The following is a 19,898-nucleotide window of genomic DNA, read 5'->3' on the forward strand; positions in this document are numbered from 1 at the left end:
CTTACACCGCCATGGACGCCCGGCCGAAGCCGATACCATGCCGCAGGCGGAGTGCTCCCGGTAGCTCGGAGTCAGCCGGAAGGCGTGGCCGGCAGAGGGATTTGACGTAGGTCGGCGACGGTGCAGGCCAGGCTCACAAAGGCGAAGATGGCGCGCACACTGATGTCTTGGCTTCTCTCTGAAGCTGATCGGAAAATCGACGTCCGGGAGGGCAGCAGCATCCGGGCCGCGTGCGGACCGGATGACGGTGAGGCGGGCCGGTCAGGCTGATGCCGGTGTGAGGGCGACTTGGTGGCCGAGGGCCTGGAGCTGGCGGACGAGATCGCGGGTTTTGCGGGCGGGGTCGAGGTGGCGGCGGTGCCAGTCGACGCCGAGCTCCTGGTAGGAGGCGTCTGGACGTTGATCAGGTGCCAGGTGATGGCAAGTATCGAGCGGGCGACGGCGACCAGGGCTTTGGCGTGGCCGCGGCGTTTGACGATACGGCGGTAGCGGGCGCCGAGGAAGGTGTCGGTGCGGGCGGCGGCGTTGGCGGCCTCGCCGAGGGCGCCCTTGAGCCAGGGGTTGCCCTGCCCGGCCGGACCCGTGCTGTTCTTCGCGCCGGACTGGATCGTGCGGGGGCACAACTTCGCCCAGGAGACGAGGTGTTCGGGCGTGGGGAACCGGCTCATGTCCGCGCCGATCTCGGCGAGGATGATCTGCGCGGTGGCCGGCCCGATCCCGGGGACGGCGTCGAGCTTCTCGGCCAGAGCCCGTGCGCTGACCGACTTGGCGGGCTCGCTGCCGGTGCCCGAGGAGTCTGGCGGGGTGGTGATCTTCTCCAGCGTCCGGGCGATCAGCCGGTCGAGTTCGTCGATCTGCGCGGTGCGGTGGTCGACGGTGCCCAGCAGCACCCGCAGAAGCCGGGCGTGGTGGTCTTCGAACTGCCCGGTCAGGGCCTCGATGAGGGCCGGCTTCTTCTTGACCAAGTTGCCTTCGGCGAGGTCGGCCAGGGTGCGCGCGTTGCGTTCTCCGGCGACCAGGGCATCGAGCATGGCCCGTCCGGACATGCCGAACAGGTCCGAGACGACGCCGGACAGTTTGATCTGCGCGTCCTGCAGAGCCTTGTCCACGCGGTACTTGTACCGGGTGCGTTCCTGGACGAACACGGTGCGGGTGCGGGTGTAGTCCCGAAGCTGCCGCACCGGCTTCGGTGGGACGAACGAGGCCCGGACCATGCCGCGTTCGGCGAGCTTGGCCAGCCAGACCGCGTCCAGCTTGTCCGTCTTCGGGCGCCCGGGGACGTTCTTCACGTCACGGGCGTTGACCAGCCAGCAGGCCAGGCCGCGGGCCTCCAGCAGGTAGAAGAAGGGGCGCCAGTACGAGCCCGTCGCTAGCTCGCGCAACGGGACTGAGACGGCTCCAAGTTCCTGCGCCCCGGCCGCGTCGACGCAGGTGTCGAAGAGACTCACCGACAGGTCGAACGGCGGCTGCAGCTCAAGGACACGTCGGCCACTCGGGGGCGCCGATCAGTCCGACCCCGCGGCCGACGTTGCCCACCGTCGCGCACTCCGTCGGCACGGGATACACCTGCTCGGCCCGGAAGCGCTCGGGCACGAGCGTGTACTCCCCCACAGGCAAACGTTCGCCCGCACCGCGCTGGACTGGGTGATGCCCCGCTCCCGGAACGGCTCCCCGACCATGTGCCGGACGCTTCCGGCACAATGTACGAGGACACGCTGACCGTCGCCGAGGCGTTCAACGCCAGCTGAGCGGAGGCACTTCAGGGCCCCTGCGGCCCGGGGCAGCCGGGCATGCGCGCAGAGGGTCAGCCGAGACACGGCCGCAGCTGTCGGCGGGTCTCTCTCCCCGGTCGGGTACAGGCCTCCGAGTCGTCAGACCAGGTGGTGCCAAGCCGCGCGCACCACAACAGACCACGTACCAGGAGGAAAAGTGAACGCCATCAGCGATATTCAGAAGCGTCGCGAAGAGACTGCTATCAACTACTTCCGCATGCCGGACGCCGGCAACCCTGCGGTTATCGACGTCTTCACGGAGATGCTCGTATGTTCTACCCGAAGTTCGGCATCGCACGTGGGAAGGCACAGATCGGAGCGTTCGCGCAGGCCGTGACCCTGCACCGCGACGCGGCGCACACCCAGGTCCCCGCGTTCCTGGCGCAGGCCACCCCGGCCGAACGGCTGCGATCGGGCGGACCGGACATCTGCCGTCGCCCTGGTCCGACCAGATCTCACCGCCGGTGTCTCGGCCGCGTTCGTGATGGCCGCCGTCTTCCACGTGATCGCCGCCCTGATCGCCGTCATGGTCGTCCAGGTACGCCCCGCGGACCTCGAAAGCCTGCGGGGCGGCGGCGACCGGGCCACCGGTTGACCACGATGTGATCACAAACGGAACCGGCCGCCCTGTCGGCTCCTCACCATTGGCCGTACACTGCCAATTCATAAGCAAGCGGGCTGTATTGACGGGGGGAGCCCACCATGACTGGGGATTTCTACGGCCAGAACAGATTCGTACCGCCCATGCCGTCGAGTCCTCCGCCCGCGCCGCCGGACGCAGGCCGGGCCGTCGCCGTCGCCCTGCTCAACCTCAGCGGTCTGGGCCTGGGTTACGCGCTGCTGCGCCGCTGGGTCCTGGCCGCCGTGTGCTGGGCGGCGACCGTCGTCCTGCTGCTGGTGGCGCTGCCCGCGGACGCCGACGGCGTGCCCGGGCTCGCGCTCGGCCTGTACGTCGTGTTCCTGGTGCTGGCCGCCGTCCACGGCGCCGTCGTCGCACTGCGCACGCGACTGGCCTGGCCGGGACGGTCGCCGATCGCGATCCTGCTGGGCGTGGCGCTGCTCGCCGTACCGGTGGGCGGGTCCGTGCTGTACGACAACGCCCGCCAGGAGGCCATCGAGCAGGCCCTCCTCGACCGGCTCCAGAAGGCCGACGACCTGGTGACGGCGGCCGGCCGGGACTCGTTCGGCAGCGGCAAGTCCGACTACAGGTCGGCGCTCGAGACCTACCGGAACCTCGCGGTCCACCACTCGGGCTCCCGCGCGGCGGCCGAGGTCCCCGACCGGATGAAGACCTACTACGCGACGGTGGGCGCGGCCTACGGCCACAAGAACTACTGCGACGCCGTCGCACCGCTCGAGTACCTGCGCACGGTGCCCGACACCATGCCCAAGGACACCATCGGCTCTCTGCGCACATGGCCCGACAACCGGCTCGCCACCTCGCTGTACGAGTGCGGTTCGCAGCGGATGTCCGGTGGCGACTCGGACTGGGTCACGCAGTACGGCAACCTGCTGGACACCTTCCCCGACTCCGAGCCGGCCGCGAAGGTCGCCCCCGCGGTGAGTTCGGCCGTCGACGCCGCCGCCAAGGAGGTACACGGCGACGACCCGTGCACCGCGGTCTCCCAGCTGCGCGAGCTGAAGACCCAGATCGGCGACCTGTCCGGCAGCGCGGGCGAGCAGTCGAGCGACCTCGACAAGGACGCCGACCGGGCGGGCGCGAAGGCCGACGCCGGTGACTACGACTGCGGCGTCCACCAGTACAAGCACGGCGACTTCGATGAGGCCCAGCAGACCCTCACCGACTTCGCCTCCGCTCACAAGCACGACAAGAACCGGGCCCGCGCCCAGAAGATCGCCATAGCCGCCGAGATCGCCCAGACCATCCCGGCCGCCGGCAAGAAGCTGCCCACCACCGCCTCCGGCGGCGGCATCTCGGTGACGGTGAAGAACGACAGCCCCGACGACATCACCGTCCTCTACACCGGCCCCGTCACCGGCAGTTTCACCCTCAAGGCCTGCGGCAGTTGCAAGGCCTACTCCTTCGCCGACACCATCACCCCCGGCTTCAAGCCCTGCTCCAGCGGCAAGAGCTACCCCCAGCGCACCATCAGCCTGCCAGCGGGCACCACCTACTTCGTCCACAAGCCCAACAACCGCACCACCTCGTCGCCCGCCAAGGACACCGTCAAGATCAGCTCCGGCTACATCTACACCGAGTGCTCCTACATCATGCAGAGCCTCGGCAGCGGTTACTGACGGTCCGTTCCCGGCCGGTGGCGCCGAGCGTCACCGGCCGGGGCGAACCGCCGGGTGTGCCATGAGCATGTAGTGCCCTCCTTCATCACGGGTCACGGTGCGATCACGTGCAGATCCGCGAATACCCAGGGACCGGGGCTCCATGCGTCCGGTGCCCGAGGCCGGCCGTCGAGGTGGTGCTCGCCGACCGGCCACCGCACCGGCGCTCAGTCCTTGGTCTGCTCCAGTGTGGACTTGGTGTCCGACTTCAGCCAGTCACGGACCTCGCTGAGATCCGGCGGGCTCGTGTCACTGTCGTACGTCGTGCGGTACTCGGTGAACTCCATGGTGTACGTCATCCAGCCGTCCCGGACGGCGAGAGTGGCATAGATGGATCCGCTGGTCGTGCCGCTGGTGGTGTCGTTGCTGACGAGATACGCCTCGTCACCGATGCCCTTGACGATCTCCACGTCGTAACCCGAGTGGCTCTTGCGGTAGTTCTTCCACAGAGCGGTGAACTCCGCCGCCGGATCGGTCTTCTTGTGCAGGTCCATCTGCATGGTGAGATAGGCGTCCCCGTAGCTGGACGGGGTCTTCTTCAGGCTCAGGCTGCAGTAACTCTCGTCCAGCGCGTCGGACTTGAGGGAGTTGCGGAGCGGCGAGGAGTCGTCATCCGGGTACTCGTCCTTGAACGATGAGTAGTCCGCGCCTGTGCACAGGTTCGAGGGGGTGCTGTAGCCGCGCAAGTCGGCGCTGTCGCCCCGGCCGAGGAGGAACACGCCGCCCGCCCATGCGGCGGAGGCGACCACCGCGCCGACGACCGCCCACAGCACGGCCCGCCCGGCGCCGCCACCGCCACCCGGGGCCGCTGGGACGGGCACGGGGCCGTAGTAGGGCTGCGCGGCATACGGGTTGCCCGGCTGGGGCTGGGGCTGGGGCTGGGGCTGCGCAGGCTGGCCGACCAGGGTGGGTTGGGCGTAGAAGTTCGGCTGGGCCGGTGTGGGCGCGGGAGCCGGCGGCGGGTCTGATCCCGGCGCACCCGGAGCCGCGGGCTGCGGATTCAGGGACTGCGGATTGGGGTGCGGATACGCGCTCGGGGTCGCCGGCGTCTCCGGCGTCTCCGGGGTGCCTGGCTGATCAGATGGCTGCGAAGCCTCGGGTGGCGTGGACATGATGTGAAGATAGTCGGCGATAGGCGTCAAGTCCCATGACATCCAGGATCGTTATGGTCTGGGGACGGATCTGGTACGGAGCAGAGGGAACCGAACGAAGGAACCGCGTTAGTCCGGAACCACCCCCCGTCGACATCCGTCCCGCCACCGAGGCGGACGTGTCCGCCGTCTGCGACCTCGTCAAACATCGCGACCAGCACGGATCAACTTCCGTACGGAGCCGCAAACTCCGCAGGAGTGTTGGACGACTTCACCCGCCTGCGCGCCCGCTACCCCCGGCTGGTCGCCGAGGCGGACGGCGAGATCGCCGGCATCGCGTACGCCTTCCCCTGAAAGGCCCGGCGCGCCCACGACTGGACGGCCGAGGCCGGCGTCTACGTCTCCCACCGCCACCAGCGCCGAGGCCTGGCCCTGTGCACGCATCTGCTGAAAACGCTGGAGGCGCAGGGCCTTCAAGAGCGTGATCGCTGTCATCGACCTGCCCAACGACCCCAGCGTGCGCCTGCACGAGGCGCTCGGCTTCACCCCTTGCGGCACCCTGCGGACGGCCGGCTTCAAGCACGGGGAGTGGCACGACGTCGGCTTCTGGCAACGAGAGTTCACACTGCCGGCCCCGCCCCGCCCGGTGCGTCCCGTGGCGGATGCCGCCTCAGATTACGGCGTTGTGCCTGATCGCAAGGTCGGCTGTGGATCTCGCTGTCGGCCGGACGCAGGAAGCCACTGACAATGCCTGGTGCGCAGGACCCGTCGCGCTGACCGTGCGTGGTCTCAATTGTGGTCTCGATCGCAACCGGATCCGCTGGCGTCCAGAGCGGTACGGCAGCGTCGGAGCGAAGGGTTGACCAGGCGCGAAGTCGGCAGTCCATCCCGCAGACGACCTCGCCGACGTAGTCCTACAGAGCGATCAAGTCGCGCATCCCAATTGGCGGTCGAGTCGTCGCGGGGCTCCGGGCGGCCATGTTCTCTGAGCCATCCGATCGGCTCCTCCATGACAGCCATACCCGGAGCCCCTGGGCCCACCGATCTTACGAATGACCAGCAGAAACCCACGCTTGAAAGGTAGGACTCCATGATCTTGGGAGTCCGTGCCTGTCAACTCCCGGATGACCGCCAAGCCGGCGGATCGTCACGGACCGGACGCCCGTGCAGCAACGCTGAAGCCTGCCGTGAGCCGCCCTGCTAGGGCAATCGCCTGAGCCACAACACGGCAAGACCGTAAGCAACAGCTGACACAGCAAGTCCCGTGAAGAACGTAACCCGGTACGCCCAGTCGGGCAGCGTGCGCATGAAGAACCCGAACGTGACGTCGCGAGTAACGAGAAAAGCTGCAAGGGCGGCGAACATCGCACCCGGTGACTGTCGGGTCCACCCTCCCGGCTTCGAGGCGACGCGGCGATCCGGGAGAGGAGCAAGAGGTTCTGTCACTCGTCACTTGTACCGGTCCCGATGCCACTCATCAATGGCAGCCGGCCCAGGCCCGCACGCGGCAAGGCTTTGATGCCGTCGCACGATCACGAAGCGGACATCCCGCGACTACGCCGAAGCCCTGGGTTATGTGACGCGCCGTTCGGGTGCTGGTCCGGGCGGCGCGGTGTCGCCAGGCTGTGCGGGTGGCAGAACGAGTTCGCGTCCGCGAGATCGATGACGATGAGGGGCAGCGCCTGCCGCGGACCGTCCGCAGGGGCACCGGGTCGGTGGTGACCTGGCGGCGGGCCCAGATGGTGCTGCTGTCCGCGCAGGGTATGCCGGTTGGCAAGATCGCCGAGGTGAGTGGGCGGCTGGGCGGACAACCGCGGATGGACGCCCAGGGACGGTTGATCGTGGTCTTCCTCGGTGAGGGGGCACCCCCGACCGGCTGACTGGGCATGGCCGATGGTGGGACAGTGGTCTTCCCCGGGGCAGGAGCAAGGAGAGGACGCTGTCCTTGGAACCGGTCAGTCCGGGACCAGTTCGCGGGGTGCCGGCTGCCCGTTCCCGAGGGAGCTTCGGCGGGTGATGCGCCTGGTCATGCCGATTCCCCACCCCGCGTGTTCCTGTACGTCCCCAGGTGGTGGCCGTAGCAGCGGTCGGGCCCCGCTGGTGAGGCGCGACCCGACGGGTCAGTCCTGCCAATCCAGCTGTGGCTCGGGGATACCGATGGAGCGCGCGTAGTCCTGCGCCTGCCGACGGCCTTCGGCCTGCTTGCGCGGATAGCGGAAGATCTTGTCGGCGAAGATCACGAACGCCTCTGCGGTGGTGGTGTAGTTGACATACCAGCCCCCGGTCGGGGAGAGACAGGCAGCCAGCTGCTCGGCCAGACGCTCGGCGTCGGCCTCCTCGGCGGCGAAGTCCAGGAGAGTCCACAGCTGCGGCTGCTCGGCCGCCGCGTTGTTCACCTCCACTCTGGCGATCTTGGTGATGTGCAGCGGGACTCCGGCCAACTCCGTTCCATGCCGCAGACTTTCCGCGATCAGCACGCCTTCAAGCACCTAGTCCTCCTTGATCTCAACGCCGTGAGAGTAGCGGGGGCCTGTGACAGTGGCGGAGGGTCATCGCGTCAGCCGTTCGCGGGTGTGCCCGGCTTCTCGATCGGGCCCTTGGGCCGCTTGTGCCGGCGCGAGGTGAGCGCGTACCGCGAACAGGCCTCGCGGATTCAGGCCGCGCTCGCCGGCGGCATCGCCTTCCGCCCCGCCCGCCCGGCGGAGATCGTATGGATGATCCAGCACGCCCTCCACCGCGGCCTCGCCGAGCCCCTGCCGGCCGAGGCCGAGACCAGCCAGCTGCACGGAGGGCAGCCCGGGACGGCGTCCTGCGCTCCCCCAGCCACGCCGACCTCGGCCAAGCCCGCCTCCAGCAAGGCGGCATCACCCCCCACCTCGACGACCCCGGCGAACTCGACAGCACGGGACGCATCACCGCTCCGGCCGCACCGCCTGGTGGCGAGCGAACACCGGCTCGCCACTCGGACGGCGCTGGCTGCAGATCGAATCCGACAACGGGGTCTGCTACCAGGCGCACTTGGCGCTGGCCGAATGCCCACCCACCATCAGCCACAACGCCACCGACCTGTTCGCCCAACTGGAGATACTCGACTTCCCCATCAACTACACCATCGACCTCACCCTCGTCCCCGCGGACAAAGCCCGCCGGCAGGTACGGCGCAGTGGTTGTGGTCGTCGTGGGCTTTCCTGCTGTGGTTGCCAAGCGCGCGCCGGGCCACCGCCCTAGAGTTCTCGCTGTGACAGTTCACCGCATGCCCGCCGCGGAGGTATCACTCTCCGTCGGTCTGGTGCGCCGTCTACTCGACGAACAGCACCCCGACCTCGCGGATCTGCCGGTCGAGGTGCTGGCGAACGGCTGGGACAACCTTGTGTGCCGGCTCGGCGAGGAATTCCTCGTCCGGTTGCCTCGGCGTGCCATGGCCGCCGAACTCCTCGAACACGAGCAGCGGTGGTTGCCGGAGTTGGCCGACCGCCTGCCGTTGCCTGTGCCGGCGCCGGTGCGTGTCGGGCAGCCGACGGCTCAGTACCCGTGGTCCTGGAGCATCGTGCCGTACTTCGCGGGCCGGATCGCGGCGCGAGCTGAGCTGGACGACCCCTGGTCGGCCGCGGCGACGATCGGCGGTTTTCTGGATGCGCTGCACGCCCCGGCCTCTTCGGAGGCGCCCGTCAGCCCGGCCCGCGGAATTCCGCTGGCCGCACGCACCGAGGGCGTCCTGACCGGGCTGAACCATGTTGACCCGGCCGAGCACGCAACCGCACTGCAGATCTGGGAGACGGCCGCCGCGGCGCCCGTCTGGGACGGGCCGCCGGTGTGGTTGCACGGGGACCTGCACCCGGCCAACATCCTGGTCGACCGCGGCCGGATCAGCGCCGTGATCGACTTCGGTGACATCACCTCCGGCGATCCCGCCACCGACCTGTCCGTGGCCTGGATGTTATTCACCGCGCAGCAGCGCGCTGCCCTTCGAGAGGCGTACGGCCGCGCGGACGACGGGACGTGGGAGCGGGCCCGCGGGTGGGCGCTCGCCCTGTCCCTGGTCTTCCTGTCGCACTCGGCGGACAACCCGCTGATGCACCGTATCGGCGAGCGCGCATTCCGTGCAGTGCTGGAGTAACGGACGGCCTCCAGGGTCGACCTAGCTCCGTTTCGCAGCCCGATGGGCGGCCGGTTCGGGATGGGGTGGGGTCCGCCGGGTGTGATCAAGATGGTGAAGGAGCAGGGCAATGACTGCTGCCGGTCTTGTCCGGCGGTGTCAATGACGATGTGCTCCCGGTTCCACGGTTCGTAGTCGCTGTTGACGACCTGCAGGGGCTCACTTCCGGAGGCCTGCTTGTCGACGGTCGCCGTCACACCTCATGCGGATCTCCGCTCACCTCCCCGCTCTCCCGGCCCGTTCCTCCCGCGGGGAGCGGGCTCCTGCCGGCGCGCCACCAGCGGCGTGACGCCAGTGCCGCCAGACCGGCGCCGACGGTGTTGAGCAGTACATCGTCCACGGACGACACCCGGTCCAGCTGCAGGACGTACTGCGCTGTCTCGACCAGCACCGAGCAGCCGGCCCCGAGCGCGAGAACCCGCCACACCGATGCCAGCGCCGCGCACCGCAGCGGGCCGAGGAACCCCAGCGGCGCGAACACCAGCAGGTTGCCGACGATCTGGCCCGTGTCCATCGTGAGCAGGTCCCGCAGCGGCACGAGGTTCACGACCGCCCCGTCCTCGTCGCCCGGCAGCAGGATCAACCAGACCGGCGGCACCGTCCCGTAGACGATGCCGACGCCGGCGAGCGACATGCGCCACGCCCTCGACGCCCTGGCACCGGCGAGCCTCCGCCAACGGGCCAGAGCCCAGACCGCCAGCGCCGCCAACGGCAACGCGGCCACCGAGAGGAGCACCACCCCGGTGAACGTACCGACCCAGCCGTGCCACCCTCCGAGACGCACCCTGCCACCCCTCTGCTTCCATACGGTCGTCACGGGCAGTCTCACCCACGGCACATATCGGCGGCGTATTGATCGGCGTTTGATGCCATGACGAACAAGATCTCCGCGACGACAAACCGTGGCGGCCGTCGGCCGCACCACACCGGTCCTGGCCACGGCGAGCTCTCCGCCTCCGGGCTGCTCGCCGTCACCGTGCCCGCCGAACACGGCGGAGCGGACGTCGGCGCGCTGACCCTCGCCGAGATCTTCAGGCTGCTCGCCACAGCCGACGCGAGCCTGGCCCAGATCCCGCAGAGCCACTTCGCCTACGTCAATGTGATCCGACGTCAGGGTGACGCAGAGCAGCAGAAGTTCGAGCTGGCCCGCGTGCCCGATCCGGTACCGGAGGTGTACTTCGGCGGCTCCTCCCCCATCGCCGGCGAGGTCGCCGCCAAGTACATCGACGTCTACCTCACCTGGGGCGAACCGCCCGCGCAGGTCACGAAGAAGATCGACTGGATTCGCGGGCTCGCGGCGAAGGAAGGGCGGACGCCGCGCTTCGGTATCCGGCTCCATGTCATCACGCGCGATACCTCCGAGCAGGCTTGGGCAGAAGCGGACCGTCTTCTGGCGGGCTTCGATCCGGAGACCGTGCGGTCGGTGCAGGCCGGGCTCACGGGCAGCGAGTCCGAAGGGCAGCGGCGGATGCTCGCCCTGCACGGCGGAAGCCGGGACGCTCTGGAGATCCACCCCAATCTGTGGGCCGGCATCGGTCTGGTGCGCGGTGGTGCAACACGGCCCGTTCGGCGAGCTCCCGCCGACGTTCCACCGCACTGGTGCGCAGGCGCCGCCCAACCGATCGCCGGCCCTTCCCAAGGGCAGCATGCCCCTGCACCGCTTCCACGCGATCCGGCCGCAGGACGTCACACTCAGCGAGGCATGAGCGTCGCTGACCGTCGCCCTCAGGACCCGTGGGTGACGCTGACCCGCACGGTCAGCGAGCCCCTGTTGTCCTCGGAGCACGACCCGGCGGTGTCGTTCATCCCCAGCTGCAGGGTGCCCTTGCCGGCAGCCAGGAAGGTCAGCCTCTGCCCGACGGAGTGAACCGGGAAGTTGTTCTCACCCACGAGGCGCGCCAGCAGGGAGGCGAACGGGGCCGCGGACTTGACCTTGCAGCTGTTCGCACCGGACATCGCCTTGTCGGTGGCGGCGTCGTATCCGCTCGGCCCGGTCAGGGGCCAGTTCCGGTAGTCGGCGGTCCACTGTCCCCTGACGAAGCGCACGGTGATCTTGTCCCCCCGCTGCACGGAGACTCCGGCCACCGGCTGCCAGCTGTTCGCCGCCTGGACGACCTGGCTGACGGTCGTCGTCCTCGGGCCATCCTTGGGCGGCAGGGTCCCGGTGAGGAAGAGACCGCCCACGACGCCTGTCGCGAGCAGGGCAGTACCGGCGAGTGCCCACATCAGCCGTTTCGGACCCGCCGAACGGGACGCCTGCTGGGGAGGGGGCTTGAGCGATGTGGTGTGCAGGGCCGTCGGCACCGTCTCCCCGGCCGGTACGAGCCGCTCTTGGCCGCTGGTCACGGTGTCCGCGTCGGCCAGCTGAGTCGTCGGCCGCGCTACCCGCACAGTCGCCGACGGCAGCGGCCCCGCGTTCGCCTCCCCCGCCGCGACCCGCTGCAGGGCGGAACGAGAACTTGCTGCTGAGGGGCGCTCGTCCGGGGACTTGCGCAGTAGCGCTTCGATCACCGGGCGCAGCGGGCCCAGCTGATCCGAGAGGGCGGGTTCCTCGTACGCCACCGCGTGCAGCGTGGCGGGGCGCGCGGGCCGACGGAAAGGAGATTGACCACCGCAGACCGTGGCGAGGGTCGCGCCCAGTGACCACAGGTCGGAGGCCGGGCCGACCTCCGCTCCCATCACCCGCTCCGGCGCCATGTACTCAAGGGAGCCGACCAGTTCCCCGGTGGTTGTCAGGAACTCGCCGTCGTCCAGGGCCGCGATACCGAAGTCGGTGAGGACGGCGCTGCCGTCGCGACGCAGCAGGACGTTGGCGGGCTTGACGTCGCGGTGCAGGGTACCGGCGGCGTGGACGGCCGCCAGGGCCTCGAGTAGCTGTAGCCCGAGTGCGGCGGCGTGTTGCGGTGCGAGCGGTCCGGACTCGGCGATGTGATGCGCCAGCGATGGCCCGTCGACGAGTTCCATGACGATCCACAACCGGTCCTCGCCCTCGACGAGATCATGGATGCCGACCACGTGCGGGTGCGGCACCCGGGCGACCGCGCGCGCCTCACGGATTGCGCGGCGGATCCGGACGCGGTGCTCCTCGTCGCTGTACAGAAGGATGTGCAGTTCCTTCGCGGCGACCGGGCGGTCCAGGAGTTGGTCATGGGCCCGCCATACCGTGCCCATGCCACCCCGGCCCAGGACCTCGTGGAGCTGATACCGGCCGGCGATCACTCGATCCGAGCCGGATTCGGAACGACTCGCCGCCTGGTGATCGCTATCTCCGGAAATCACGGTCTCTCTCACGTTTCTCTTTCCGGCGGCTTGGGCGCCCGCCGGGCGTCGTTGTCTTCGAACGGGCCGAGCATAGCGGAGCGCTTAGATGGCCTTGTGCAGTCAACTACCTTGTATTGAAGGGCCTTTAGCGGGAGTAGGTTTCAAGCTCCCTGAGCTGGGCGTTGGTGCGCCGGGTCCGGCGGAGGCGGTCGGGCAGCGGTGTGCGGGCGTCAGGCAGCACACGGTGGGCGAGGAACAGCATCTTGAGGAACAGGCGGATCACTCGCTCGCGGCGCGGCCCGATCCAGCCGATCCGGTGCAGTTGGCAGACTCGTTCTCCAGCGAGGTAGCGGGTCAGATCACGGCCGAAGGCATGCAGTGGGGCCGGGAACCAGCGCTCGGCGAAGAAGTGCATCATCGCGGTGGCGACACGGTGCCCGGAATCGGTCGGCTCGTAGGGCCGGGAGTCGAATTTCCGGGCGAACTCCTCCATGGCCTGCCAGTCCTCGGGGAAGGGCTCCTCGGCGAGGGGCCCGGATTCGCGTTCCAGGATGCTGAAGACGGCCTGCGCCCAGTGGTGCCAAGCACGTTGCATGTGTTCGGGGATACCGGGCAGACCCAGCGAGGCCTGGAGTCGGTGGGCAAAGGTGGCCAGCAGGACCAGCGGATAGACGAAGTCGTCGATGTCGTCGAAGTTGCCGGGTAAGTTCGGCGTTTTTCGGGCCACGGCCAGATGGATGCGATTCAGCCGCTCAGCGGCTGCGCGGCCCGCCGAGCTGGACACGCCGTCCACCATCCAGGCCACCAGGAAGTCGTTGCCGTCCTGGAAGCGCCGGTACGGCTTCGTCTCCAGTTTTCGCGTGTGGTCCAACGTGGCTGCCCCGAGGGACGGTTGCATCATGTGCATGGTTCCCGGATAGATCATCATCGCCAGGGCGAACTCGGGTACCCGGTGGCTGACGTAGAGCGCGATCATCCTCTCCCACTCGGTGTCCGGATCCATGCGGGCCAACTCGCGATCCACCCACTTGTAGCCACGGCGCAAAGTTGGTTCCTCCATCTCAAGGCCATGGGGTGATCTGCCGTGGCCGCTACAGGAATTGATGCCAAGTCGGTGGTGCTGCACCGAGAGACGCAGCCGTGACGAACCGGGTTCCCGGTGCCAGGCTTACGCGCTTGGCGGAACTCTCGCCGAAGGCGCTCCCCTGCCTCGGAGCCGGTCACTCCGTCAGGTCAGACACCCCATGTCGTTTGGGGTCAAGCGGCAGGGGTGTGGGCGTGGTGCGACCAGGCGGTCGCTTCGTCGTAGGTGGTTCGGGTTTTGAGGCAGCCGTGGAGGATGCCGACAAGGTGGTGCACGGCGCCCGAGCGGAGGTCGGTGCCACCGCCCCGGAACCGTCCTGACAGACTTCGCCGCATGGGATTGGTCAAGCGAGCCGGCAAGCCGGAAAGCGCCCTACAGAGCCCCGCCCCGGAGGCGCTGAGCACTCTGCTCCTGCAAGGCGAAGACATGATCGACCAGCTGGCACGCGCGCACATGTCCTGGGGGCTCGGCTCGGCGAACCAGTAGGGACTCGACCAGCAAACCGGCGCCCGTGGCGTAACCGACTACGCCCACCGCCTGCGGAGTAGGCGGCCCCTTCAGTCTGCCAACTGCTGCAGCCATTCGCGCAGCAGAGCCGTCTCCGTGTCTCGCAGAGGTACCCCGGTGCTGAGGGCGGTTTCAAGTGCGGCATCGAGGGCGAGTGCGTGCGAGGCCAGGTCGGACCCGGATGAGGCGGGCGAGTCCGTGGTGACCGAGGCCATGACGGTGTCCCGCAGCCGCGCCGAAGTGGTCAGGTCCCGCTGCGAGGGCTCTTCGCCGATCAGCGCCAGCGTGGCACCCGTTGTCGCCGCATGGATGACGCGGGTCGCCTGCTCCACCGGAACCCGGAGGCGCCCGGCCTCGGCCGCCCGGCCCAGCAGTCTCACCAGCAGGGCGTGCGCCTCGTCCGCGGCCGGGGGCCGGCGCCCGGGCCGCGCAGTGCCATACATGAGCACGTAAAACGCGGGGTGCCGCAGTCCGAAGTCGACGTGCAGGTCCCAGCCGCGGTAGAGGTCGGCCACCGGGTCGTCCGGGGTCAGCGCCAGTGCCTCCCGTTTCTCGGCCAGGTACATCTCGAACCCGTAGGCGGCCAGCTCGGCCAGGAGTCCGTCCTTGTCGTCGAACATCCGGTAGAGCGCGGGGGCCGTGATGCCCGCGGCTGCGGCGACCGCGCGCGTGGAGACCGCTTCGCTGCCGCCCTCCTCCAAGAGCTTGGCGGCCACCTGCAGTACCTGGCGTCGCGCGGCGCGTCGTCCCTCGTTCATGGAACAACGATATCCCATATTGCGTATCGCCGCCTTATCGGTGCTACTGTTTAAGGCGGAACGACGATCCATGCTGGTGGTGGTCGGCGCCGGCCCGCGACACCTGGGCATGCCCCGCACCCCGGCCCGGGACGTCGGTCCCCACTCGTGGAGCAGTGCGGCCGACCGCCGCACCGGGCAGCTCATCGTCTGCCGGCACACCGCCGAACACGCCGCATCGCGGCAGGATAGGAACACCCGTGTCCGATATCTCGATCGTCATCGCGTCGCATTCCGGCTACGGCCACACCGCGCAGATTGCCACTGCCGTCGCCGACGGCGCGCGCTCCATCGCCGGGTCGCACGTCCACCACGTGGACGTCGCCTCCCTCAGCGACGCTGACTGGGAACTGATGGACGCCGCGGACGCCATCATCTTCGGTACCCCCACCTACATGGGCACCGCGTCGGGGGCGTTCCACGCCTTCGCCGAGGCCACCAGCAAGCGGTGGATGACCCGCGCCTGGAGCGACAAGCTCGCGGCGGGATTCACCAACTCCGGCTCCATGAGCGGCGACAAACTGCACACCCTGCAGTACCTGGCGCTCCTGGCGGCCCAGCACGGAATGCTCTGGGTGAGCCTGAACCTCCTGCCGGGCTGGAACACCACCACCTCCGGCCCCCAGGACGACAACCGCCTCGGCTTCTACCTCGGCGCCGGCGCACAGAGCTTCAACGACACCCCCGCCGTCCACGACGCAGACCTCAACACCGCCCGCCACCTCGGCCGGCGCGTCGCCGAGCACACCCGCATCCACCGCGCCGGACTGACCGCCGCAGCGCACTGACACAACGGTTCGCCAGAAATTGCCTTCTAGTTTCTTTCCGAGGAGTGAGTCATGCAGCACCGGACACTCGGAAGGCAGGGCCTTGAGGTCTCGGCGATCGGCTACGGCGCGATGGGCCTGACGATGGCCTACGGACCCACCGACGAGGAGGCCGGCGTCGCCGCCCTCCGCCGCGCACGCGCCCTGGGCGTCACCTTCTTCGACACCGCCGAGATGTACGGCTGGGGCACCGGATCCAACGAGATCCTCGTCGGAAAGGCAGTCAGGGACTTCCGCGACGACGTGGTCCTGGCCACCAAGTTCGGCGTCGACATGTCGGTACCGCCCGAGCAGATCGGCGGCTCTCTCAACAGCCGGCCCGACAACATCCGCAAGGTCGCCGACAACAGCCTGCGCTACCTCGGCGTGGATCACATCGACGTCTTCTATCAGCACCGCGTCGACCCCGAGGTGCCCATCGAGGAGGTCGCAGGCACCGTCAAAGAACTCATCGACGCGGGCTGGGTGAAGTACTTCGGTCTCAGCGAGGCCGGGCCCGAGACGATCCGCAGGGCGCACGCCGTGCAGCCGGTCTCCGTCCTGCAGACCGAGTACTCCCTGTTCGAACGGGACGTCGAGCAGCTTTTCCCCACCCTGGACGAACTCGGCATCGGCTTCGTCGCCTACTCCCCCCTCGGCCGCGGGTTCATCACCGGCACCGCCAAGCCCGCCGGCCAGTACGAAGCCACGGACATCCGCAACGTCGACCCGCGCTGGCAGCCGGGCAACTTCGAGAAGAACATCGAAGCCGTCGACCGGCTCGCCGAGCTCGCGGCGGCCAAGGGTGCCACCGTCTCCCAGCTGGCCCTGGCCTGGCTCCTGACCCGGGGCGAGCACCTCGTGCCGATCCCCGGCACCCGCGGCCCGAAGCGCATCCAGGAAAACGTCGGCGCCGCCGACCTCACCCTCACCGACACCGACCTCAAGGCCATCGACGAGATCCTGCCTCAGGGCGGCTTCGGCGCCCGCTACACCGAGGGGCACGTGCCCACCTGGATCTGAGACCCACCCTGGGACAGATGCACTCGGACACCGACGGCGGCACACGGGCCCGGTAAGGCCCGGATCACCGGAGCCTTGCAATGCCAGCCACGGCGAGAGTGCCCGAAGCCGTTGGAGCTGGCTTCGGGCACTCTCTTCGACGGCGCGCCGAACACTCAGCTGGGCATCGTCGCGGTGGGCTCAGGGAAACGCGGCCGGGGCACTGTGATCGATAGCCCCAAGTCGAGCCGCTTGTCCATGTCGAGGCGGAACGTGCCGTACGGGTTGATGATCGACCAGAACGGCGCGGTCAGCCCACGCCGGTCCTCGGCACTCAGCTTCTTCGCCCAGGCGGGCTCGGCGAGAACCTGCTGGACCAGCAGGGTATTGATGTGCACGAGGCTCGACTGAAAGAGGTGCAGGGCGAGCATGGAGGTCTCGGCGTGCTCCTTGTCCGGGCCGGTCAGGGCGCCGTCCTTGCCGTAGTGGAGCACTGTGTTCGCGCTGTTCCAGTTCTCCACGACCTGGAGCCCACCGTGGATCTCGCGGCGCAGGCCGGGGCTGGCGAGGTAGTCGCCGGCGAAGATCGTGCGTACCGCGGGGTCGAGCTCTTCGAGCGCGGCGTAGGTGGGGTCCTTGGGGCCACCGCGAGTGAAGCGCCGCAGCACCTGCTCGGCCTCTGCCGTACCCAGGCGCAGGGCGGTGGCGTACTTGACCATCTGGTCGTACTGCGGGGCGATCAGGTCCCAGCGAATCGCGGGTCAGGGAGCCGCCGAGCGCCGGCCAGCCGGGCGGGGCCGGTACAGGCGGACGCTGCCGATGTTCTTCAGCCCCGGCAGCAGGCGGAAGTTCAGCAGCTCAGTGAAGGCGAACCCGACCACGGAGGCGCGGTGGGTGTCGACGTAGTTCGACTCGATCTCGGCGTCCGTGCAGTGCCGCAGCAGGCCCTCGATCATCGCCGCGACCTCGGACGACGAACAGGACTTCAGCTGGGAGTAGATGCAGACGTTCTTCCGCTCCACGTGCCAGTAGGACAGCGCCGCAAGCAGCGTGATCCGTACGTCCTCGGCGGTGTCCCGGAAGTCCGAGGGGTACATCTTGATCGCCCGCGCCCGCCACGCGGCCAGCAGCTTCTCCGAGCAGTCCGCGAACAGCCCGTCAGGCAGGCCGAGTTTCCGCACGTCGTTCAGCTTGATGATCTCCGCCGGCAGGGATCCAGGCCGACCGCACCCGGGTCGCGCTTGAGCGCGGCCAGCAGGGCCGCGCCGTCCTCGTTGTCCTCGGGCACCAGCGCCAGAAACCGGGCCACCCCCGCGCCGCCCACGCGCTCGAGGGTCCGTGCGCAGAACGCCTTCTCCGCCCGGGTCTGGGCCGCGGTGACGATGCGGTCGATGCGGCCCGGCGGCTCGATGCTCCTCTCCCGGCACTCCACCAGTAGGGCCTCGCGCAGCCGGTCCTCCACCAGCTCGACCGGGCACACCTCATCGGCGAGCCACTCGATCAGCTTTTCCTCGTCCGCCCGGGTGGCGGGCCGGAACTTTGAGCCTCGCGGATCTGCTTGCGGTGGTTCTTCGCCGACCGGCTGGTCAGGTCGTACTTCGCGAAGTCGGCGGCTGGCACCTTCACCGGTCCGGCGACGTACTCCACTGCGGACTGCGGAACCTCCTCCAACAGATCCGGAAACCGGCCCTCCGACTCGAAGAACTTCAACATCAGTGCGAAGCCGAGCCGTGTCGATCCGCTCTTGTTCGCCACCAGGTCCCAGTCGCCCTCCACCAGCGTCCAGCTCGCCAACAGCTCTTCCGGCGACCACTCTTGCCGCACACCCGCCCCTTCCCTCGCCTGCCCCGGGCTTCCCCCGGCGGCCCAACGAGGCGCCCGAGGGCAAGGAAACGGGTCATCTGACTATCTGAAAGCTACCCGCCGGTTACTTTGCCCCTGGGGGCAGAGCTGGGAGTCCGGGGCCGAACAGCGTGCTGAGGGACAGTCCCATGAACGGCAGTTCGTGGACGCCAAAGCCGCGAGACGGGAATCCCCTTCCTGAGCTTGCGAAGGGAGGGGAGAGCTTCAAAACTGCATCCGCTACTACCTGTCCAACTGGTACGGCGACGGGTACTACGTCAACAAGCAAACAGGATCGGTCACTTCCTACCTCTACGACGCCAACGGCAACGTGGTGCGCGACGCCTTCAGCCCGCTCAGGTGGGGACCCAGAACTGGGCCCCCGTCTGATCTGTCCGCAACTGCTGACTCACGCGTCCGGGGCCGGCCGGCCAGCTGTGGCCGGCGCCGCGACACCCTCACCTGCGACGGTCCCACGCGCCGCCGCACTGAAGGGATCGTCAACTGGCCCGGAGTAATGCCGGGGCCCCAGCGCTTCAGGCAGGCATGTGAGGTACGCACCTCACAGGCCTGCCGGGGCAGTCACGCGTAGCAGTCCGGGAGGGGGTCGGTCTCGCTCGAGATCGCCGTGTCCTTCATGAAGCCGAGTTGGCCGTTGTCCGCGACCGTCATCTCCCAGCGGGTGGAATGCGGCCCGCCCACCCAGGCCTGGTCGTCCTCCTTGCACCAGAACCAGCTCGGGTTGGAGTACATGTAGCCGACGACGTTGTTGGGGTCGGGGTAGATGTGATTGTTGCCGACCGTGCCGTACACCCGTGCGCCGGAGACGTTGTTGCACCACCAGCGGTTGCTGCCGCCGTACCAGCACGGATTGGCTGCAGCCGCGGAGGGTGCGGTCGCCACCGCGACACCTACGGTGAGGGCCGTGGCCGCCAGCAGCGCGCCGACCTTCCTGACGTTCATGCCGCCGCCTGACCGGTTTTCCTTGCGCATGTGCTTCCCCTCGGTTGCACTGGCTGACTCTGCTCACCCGAGTTTGGAGCGGACGGCGGGCACCAGTCACATACTTCGACCACCGTCGAAAGGGTCGATCTGAACAGCTCCAGGCTTCCCCGTCCTGCGGTCAGCTTCTTACCTGCGCCAGACAGACGCCCATCGTGAACGATGCCGTGCTGGGCCGGCGGCGAGTGTCGGCGTCGGCTGAACCTGGACCCACTTTGGTCGGTTGAAATCTGACCCGGGTGTCTTCGGCTTGGTCGTTTCAGTCGTTGTCGCTGGTGGC

General features: G+C 68.6%; 16 protein-coding genes and 5 pseudogenes. 9 read left to right on the forward strand and 12 right to left on the reverse strand.

Annotated features, from left to right (window positions below; all coding sequences use genetic code 11):
- Positions 1 to 71: 71 nt before the first annotated feature.
- Together ABZZ74_RS45715 and ABZZ74_RS45720 are read right to left on the reverse strand one after the other, a co-directional pair.
- Positions 72 to 1,448, reverse strand: coding sequence for an IS110 family transposase (locus ABZZ74_RS45715; protein ID WP_356950043.1), 1,377 nt, complete (start codon positions 1,446 to 1,448; stop codon positions 72 to 74).
- Between the two features lie 25 nt (positions 1,449 to 1,473).
- Positions 1,474 to 1,611, reverse strand: coding sequence for a hypothetical protein (locus tag ABZZ74_RS45720; RefSeq protein WP_356950044.1), 138 nt, complete (start codon positions 1,609 to 1,611; stop codon positions 1,474 to 1,476).
- A 524-nt stretch (positions 1,612 to 2,135) separates the two neighbouring features.
- Between ABZZ74_RS45720 and ABZZ74_RS45725 the strand changes: the two are divergent.
- Both ABZZ74_RS45725 and ABZZ74_RS45730 read left to right on the forward strand, forming a co-directional pair.
- Positions 2,136 to 2,367, forward strand: a pseudogene (locus tag ABZZ74_RS45725) (MFS transporter); the annotation flags it as partial.
- A gap of 107 nt (positions 2,368 to 2,474) precedes the next feature.
- A complete protein-coding gene (locus tag ABZZ74_RS45730) occupies positions 2,475 to 4,031 on the forward strand; it encodes a hypothetical protein (protein ID WP_356950045.1) in 1,557 nt (518 codons plus the stop codon).
- A 206-nt stretch (positions 4,032 to 4,237) separates the two neighbouring features.
- Here the strand turns inward: ABZZ74_RS45730 and ABZZ74_RS45735 are convergent, their stop codons facing one another.
- On the reverse strand, positions 4,238 to 5,182 hold the full coding sequence (locus ABZZ74_RS45735) for a hypothetical protein (RefSeq protein ID WP_356950046.1): 945 nt from the start codon (positions 5,180 to 5,182) through the stop codon (positions 4,238 to 4,240).
- Between the two features lie 1,610 nt (positions 5,183 to 6,792).
- Here ABZZ74_RS45735 and ABZZ74_RS45740 point away from each other — a divergent pair.
- Positions 6,793 to 6,954: pseudogene (locus ABZZ74_RS45740) on the forward strand (IS630 family transposase); the annotation flags it as partial.
- A 327-nt stretch (positions 6,955 to 7,281) separates the two neighbouring features.
- Here ABZZ74_RS45740 and ABZZ74_RS45745 read toward each other — a convergent pair.
- On the reverse strand, positions 7,282 to 7,650 hold the full coding sequence (locus tag ABZZ74_RS45745) for a hypothetical protein (RefSeq protein WP_356950047.1): 369 nt from the start codon (positions 7,648 to 7,650) through the stop codon (positions 7,282 to 7,284).
- 123 nt (positions 7,651 to 7,773) lie between these two features.
- Between ABZZ74_RS45745 and ABZZ74_RS45750 the strand changes: the two are divergent.
- Both ABZZ74_RS45750 and ABZZ74_RS45755 read left to right on the forward strand, forming a co-directional pair.
- Positions 7,774 to 8,323: pseudogene (locus ABZZ74_RS45750) on the forward strand (ATP/GTP-binding protein); the annotation flags it as partial.
- A 91-nt stretch (positions 8,324 to 8,414) separates the two neighbouring features.
- Positions 8,415 to 9,278: an aminoglycoside phosphotransferase family protein gene (locus ABZZ74_RS45755; protein ID WP_356950048.1), complete on the forward strand. Its 864-nt coding sequence runs from the start codon at positions 8,415 to 8,417 to the stop codon at positions 9,276 to 9,278.
- 232 nt (positions 9,279 to 9,510) lie between these two features.
- Here the strand turns inward: ABZZ74_RS45755 and ABZZ74_RS45760 are convergent, their stop codons facing one another.
- Positions 9,511 to 10,101 (reverse strand): VanZ family protein, encoded by a 591-nt coding sequence (locus ABZZ74_RS45760; RefSeq protein WP_356950049.1) that lies wholly within the window; start codon positions 10,099 to 10,101, stop codon positions 9,511 to 9,513.
- Positions 10,102 to 10,188: 87 nt separating this feature from the next.
- Between ABZZ74_RS45760 and ABZZ74_RS45765 the strand changes: the two genes are divergently transcribed.
- Positions 10,189 to 11,184 carry an LLM class flavin-dependent oxidoreductase gene (locus ABZZ74_RS45765; protein ID WP_356950050.1) on the forward strand — a complete coding sequence of 332 codons (996 nt, stop codon included), beginning with the start codon at positions 10,189 to 10,191 and terminating at the stop codon, positions 11,182 to 11,184.
- A gap of 602 nt (positions 11,185 to 11,786) precedes the next feature.
- On the opposite strand, the pseudogene ABZZ74_RS45770 reads toward ABZZ74_RS45765, so the two are convergent.
- Positions 11,787 to 12,608: pseudogene (locus tag ABZZ74_RS45770) on the reverse strand (serine/threonine-protein kinase); the annotation flags it as partial.
- Between the two features lie 115 nt (positions 12,609 to 12,723).
- Positions 12,724 to 13,638: a DUF2236 domain-containing protein gene (locus ABZZ74_RS45775; RefSeq protein ID WP_356950051.1), complete on the reverse strand. Its 915-nt coding sequence runs from the start codon at positions 13,636 to 13,638 to the stop codon at positions 12,724 to 12,726.
- Between the two features lie 357 nt (positions 13,639 to 13,995).
- On the opposite strand from ABZZ74_RS45775, the gene ABZZ74_RS45780 reads away from it, so the two are divergent.
- Positions 13,996 to 14,148, forward strand: a complete 153-nt coding sequence (locus ABZZ74_RS45780) for a hypothetical protein (protein ID WP_356950052.1) — start codon at positions 13,996 to 13,998, stop codon at positions 14,146 to 14,148.
- A gap of 71 nt (positions 14,149 to 14,219) precedes the next feature.
- Here the strand turns inward: ABZZ74_RS45780 and ABZZ74_RS45785 are convergent, their stop codons facing one another.
- Positions 14,220 to 14,927, reverse strand: coding sequence for a TetR/AcrR family transcriptional regulator (locus tag ABZZ74_RS45785; protein WP_188275053.1), 708 nt, complete (start codon positions 14,925 to 14,927; stop codon positions 14,220 to 14,222).
- Positions 14,928 to 15,166: 239 nt separating this feature from the next.
- On the opposite strand from ABZZ74_RS45785, the gene ABZZ74_RS45790 reads away from it, so the two are divergent.
- Complete coding sequence (locus ABZZ74_RS45790; RefSeq protein WP_356950053.1) at positions 15,167 to 15,754, forward strand: flavodoxin family protein; 588 nt, start codon at positions 15,167 to 15,169, stop codon at positions 15,752 to 15,754.
- A 51-nt stretch (positions 15,755 to 15,805) separates the two neighbouring features.
- Entirely contained in the window at positions 15,806 to 16,795 is a 990-nt protein-coding gene (locus ABZZ74_RS45795; RefSeq protein ID WP_356950054.1) for an aldo/keto reductase, read from the forward strand.
- A gap of 155 nt (positions 16,796 to 16,950) precedes the next feature.
- On the opposite strand, the pseudogene ABZZ74_RS45800 reads toward ABZZ74_RS45795, so the two are convergent.
- The 4 genes and pseudogenes from ABZZ74_RS45800 to ABZZ74_RS45815 all read right to left on the reverse strand — a co-directional run bounded on the left by ABZZ74_RS45800 (position 16,951) and on the right by ABZZ74_RS45815 (position 19,579).
- Positions 16,951 to 17,871 (reverse strand): annotated as a pseudogene (locus ABZZ74_RS45800) (Tn3 family transposase).
- Between the two features lie 89 nt (positions 17,872 to 17,960).
- Complete coding sequence (locus ABZZ74_RS45805) at positions 17,961 to 18,254, reverse strand: hypothetical protein (protein ID WP_356950055.1); 294 nt, start codon at positions 18,252 to 18,254, stop codon at positions 17,961 to 17,963.
- A gap of 20 nt (positions 18,255 to 18,274) precedes the next feature.
- On the reverse strand, positions 18,275 to 18,598 hold the full coding sequence (locus ABZZ74_RS45810) for a DUF4158 domain-containing protein (RefSeq protein WP_356950056.1): 324 nt from the start codon (positions 18,596 to 18,598) through the stop codon (positions 18,275 to 18,277).
- 600 nt (positions 18,599 to 19,198) lie between these two features.
- Positions 19,199 to 19,579, reverse strand: a complete 381-nt coding sequence (locus ABZZ74_RS45815; protein ID WP_356950057.1) for a hypothetical protein — start codon at positions 19,577 to 19,579, stop codon at positions 19,199 to 19,201.
- Positions 19,580 to 19,898 lie beyond the last annotated feature (319 nt).

The sequence above is a fragment of the Streptomyces sp. NPDC006476 genome (assembly GCF_040612015.1).
Taxonomy (GTDB): domain Bacteria; phylum Actinomycetota; class Actinomycetes; order Streptomycetales; family Streptomycetaceae; genus Streptomyces; species Streptomyces griseorubiginosus_B.

Bases quoted from the DNA above. Each gene is read 5' to 3' on its own strand.
- ABZZ74_RS45735 (WP_356950046.1), bottom strand. From the start codon at position 5,182: ATGTCCACGCCACCCGAGGCTTCGCAGCCATCTGATCAGCCAGGCACC.
- ABZZ74_RS45730 (WP_356950045.1), top strand. From the start codon at position 2,475: ATGACTGGGGATTTCTACGGCCAGAACAGATTCGTACCGCCCATGCCG.
- ABZZ74_RS45755 (WP_356950048.1), top strand. From the start codon at position 8,415: ATGCCCGCCGCGGAGGTATCACTCTCCGTCGGTCTGGTGCGCCGTCTA.
- ABZZ74_RS45780 (WP_356950052.1), top strand. From the start codon at position 13,996: ATGGGATTGGTCAAGCGAGCCGGCAAGCCGGAAAGCGCCCTACAGAGC.
- ABZZ74_RS45815 (WP_356950057.1), bottom strand. From the start codon at position 19,579: ATGAACGTCAGGAAGGTCGGCGCGCTGCTGGCGGCCACGGCCCTCACC.
- ABZZ74_RS45785 (WP_188275053.1), bottom strand. From the start codon at position 14,927: ATGAACGAGGGACGACGCGCCGCGCGACGCCAGGTACTGCAGGTGGCC.
- ABZZ74_RS45765 (WP_356950050.1), top strand. From the start codon at position 10,189: ATGACGAACAAGATCTCCGCGACGACAAACCGTGGCGGCCGTCGGCCG.
- ABZZ74_RS45775 (WP_356950051.1), bottom strand. From the start codon at position 13,638: ATGGAGGAACCAACTTTGCGCCGTGGCTACAAGTGGGTGGATCGCGAG.
- ABZZ74_RS45795 (WP_356950054.1), top strand. From the start codon at position 15,806: ATGCAGCACCGGACACTCGGAAGGCAGGGCCTTGAGGTCTCGGCGATC.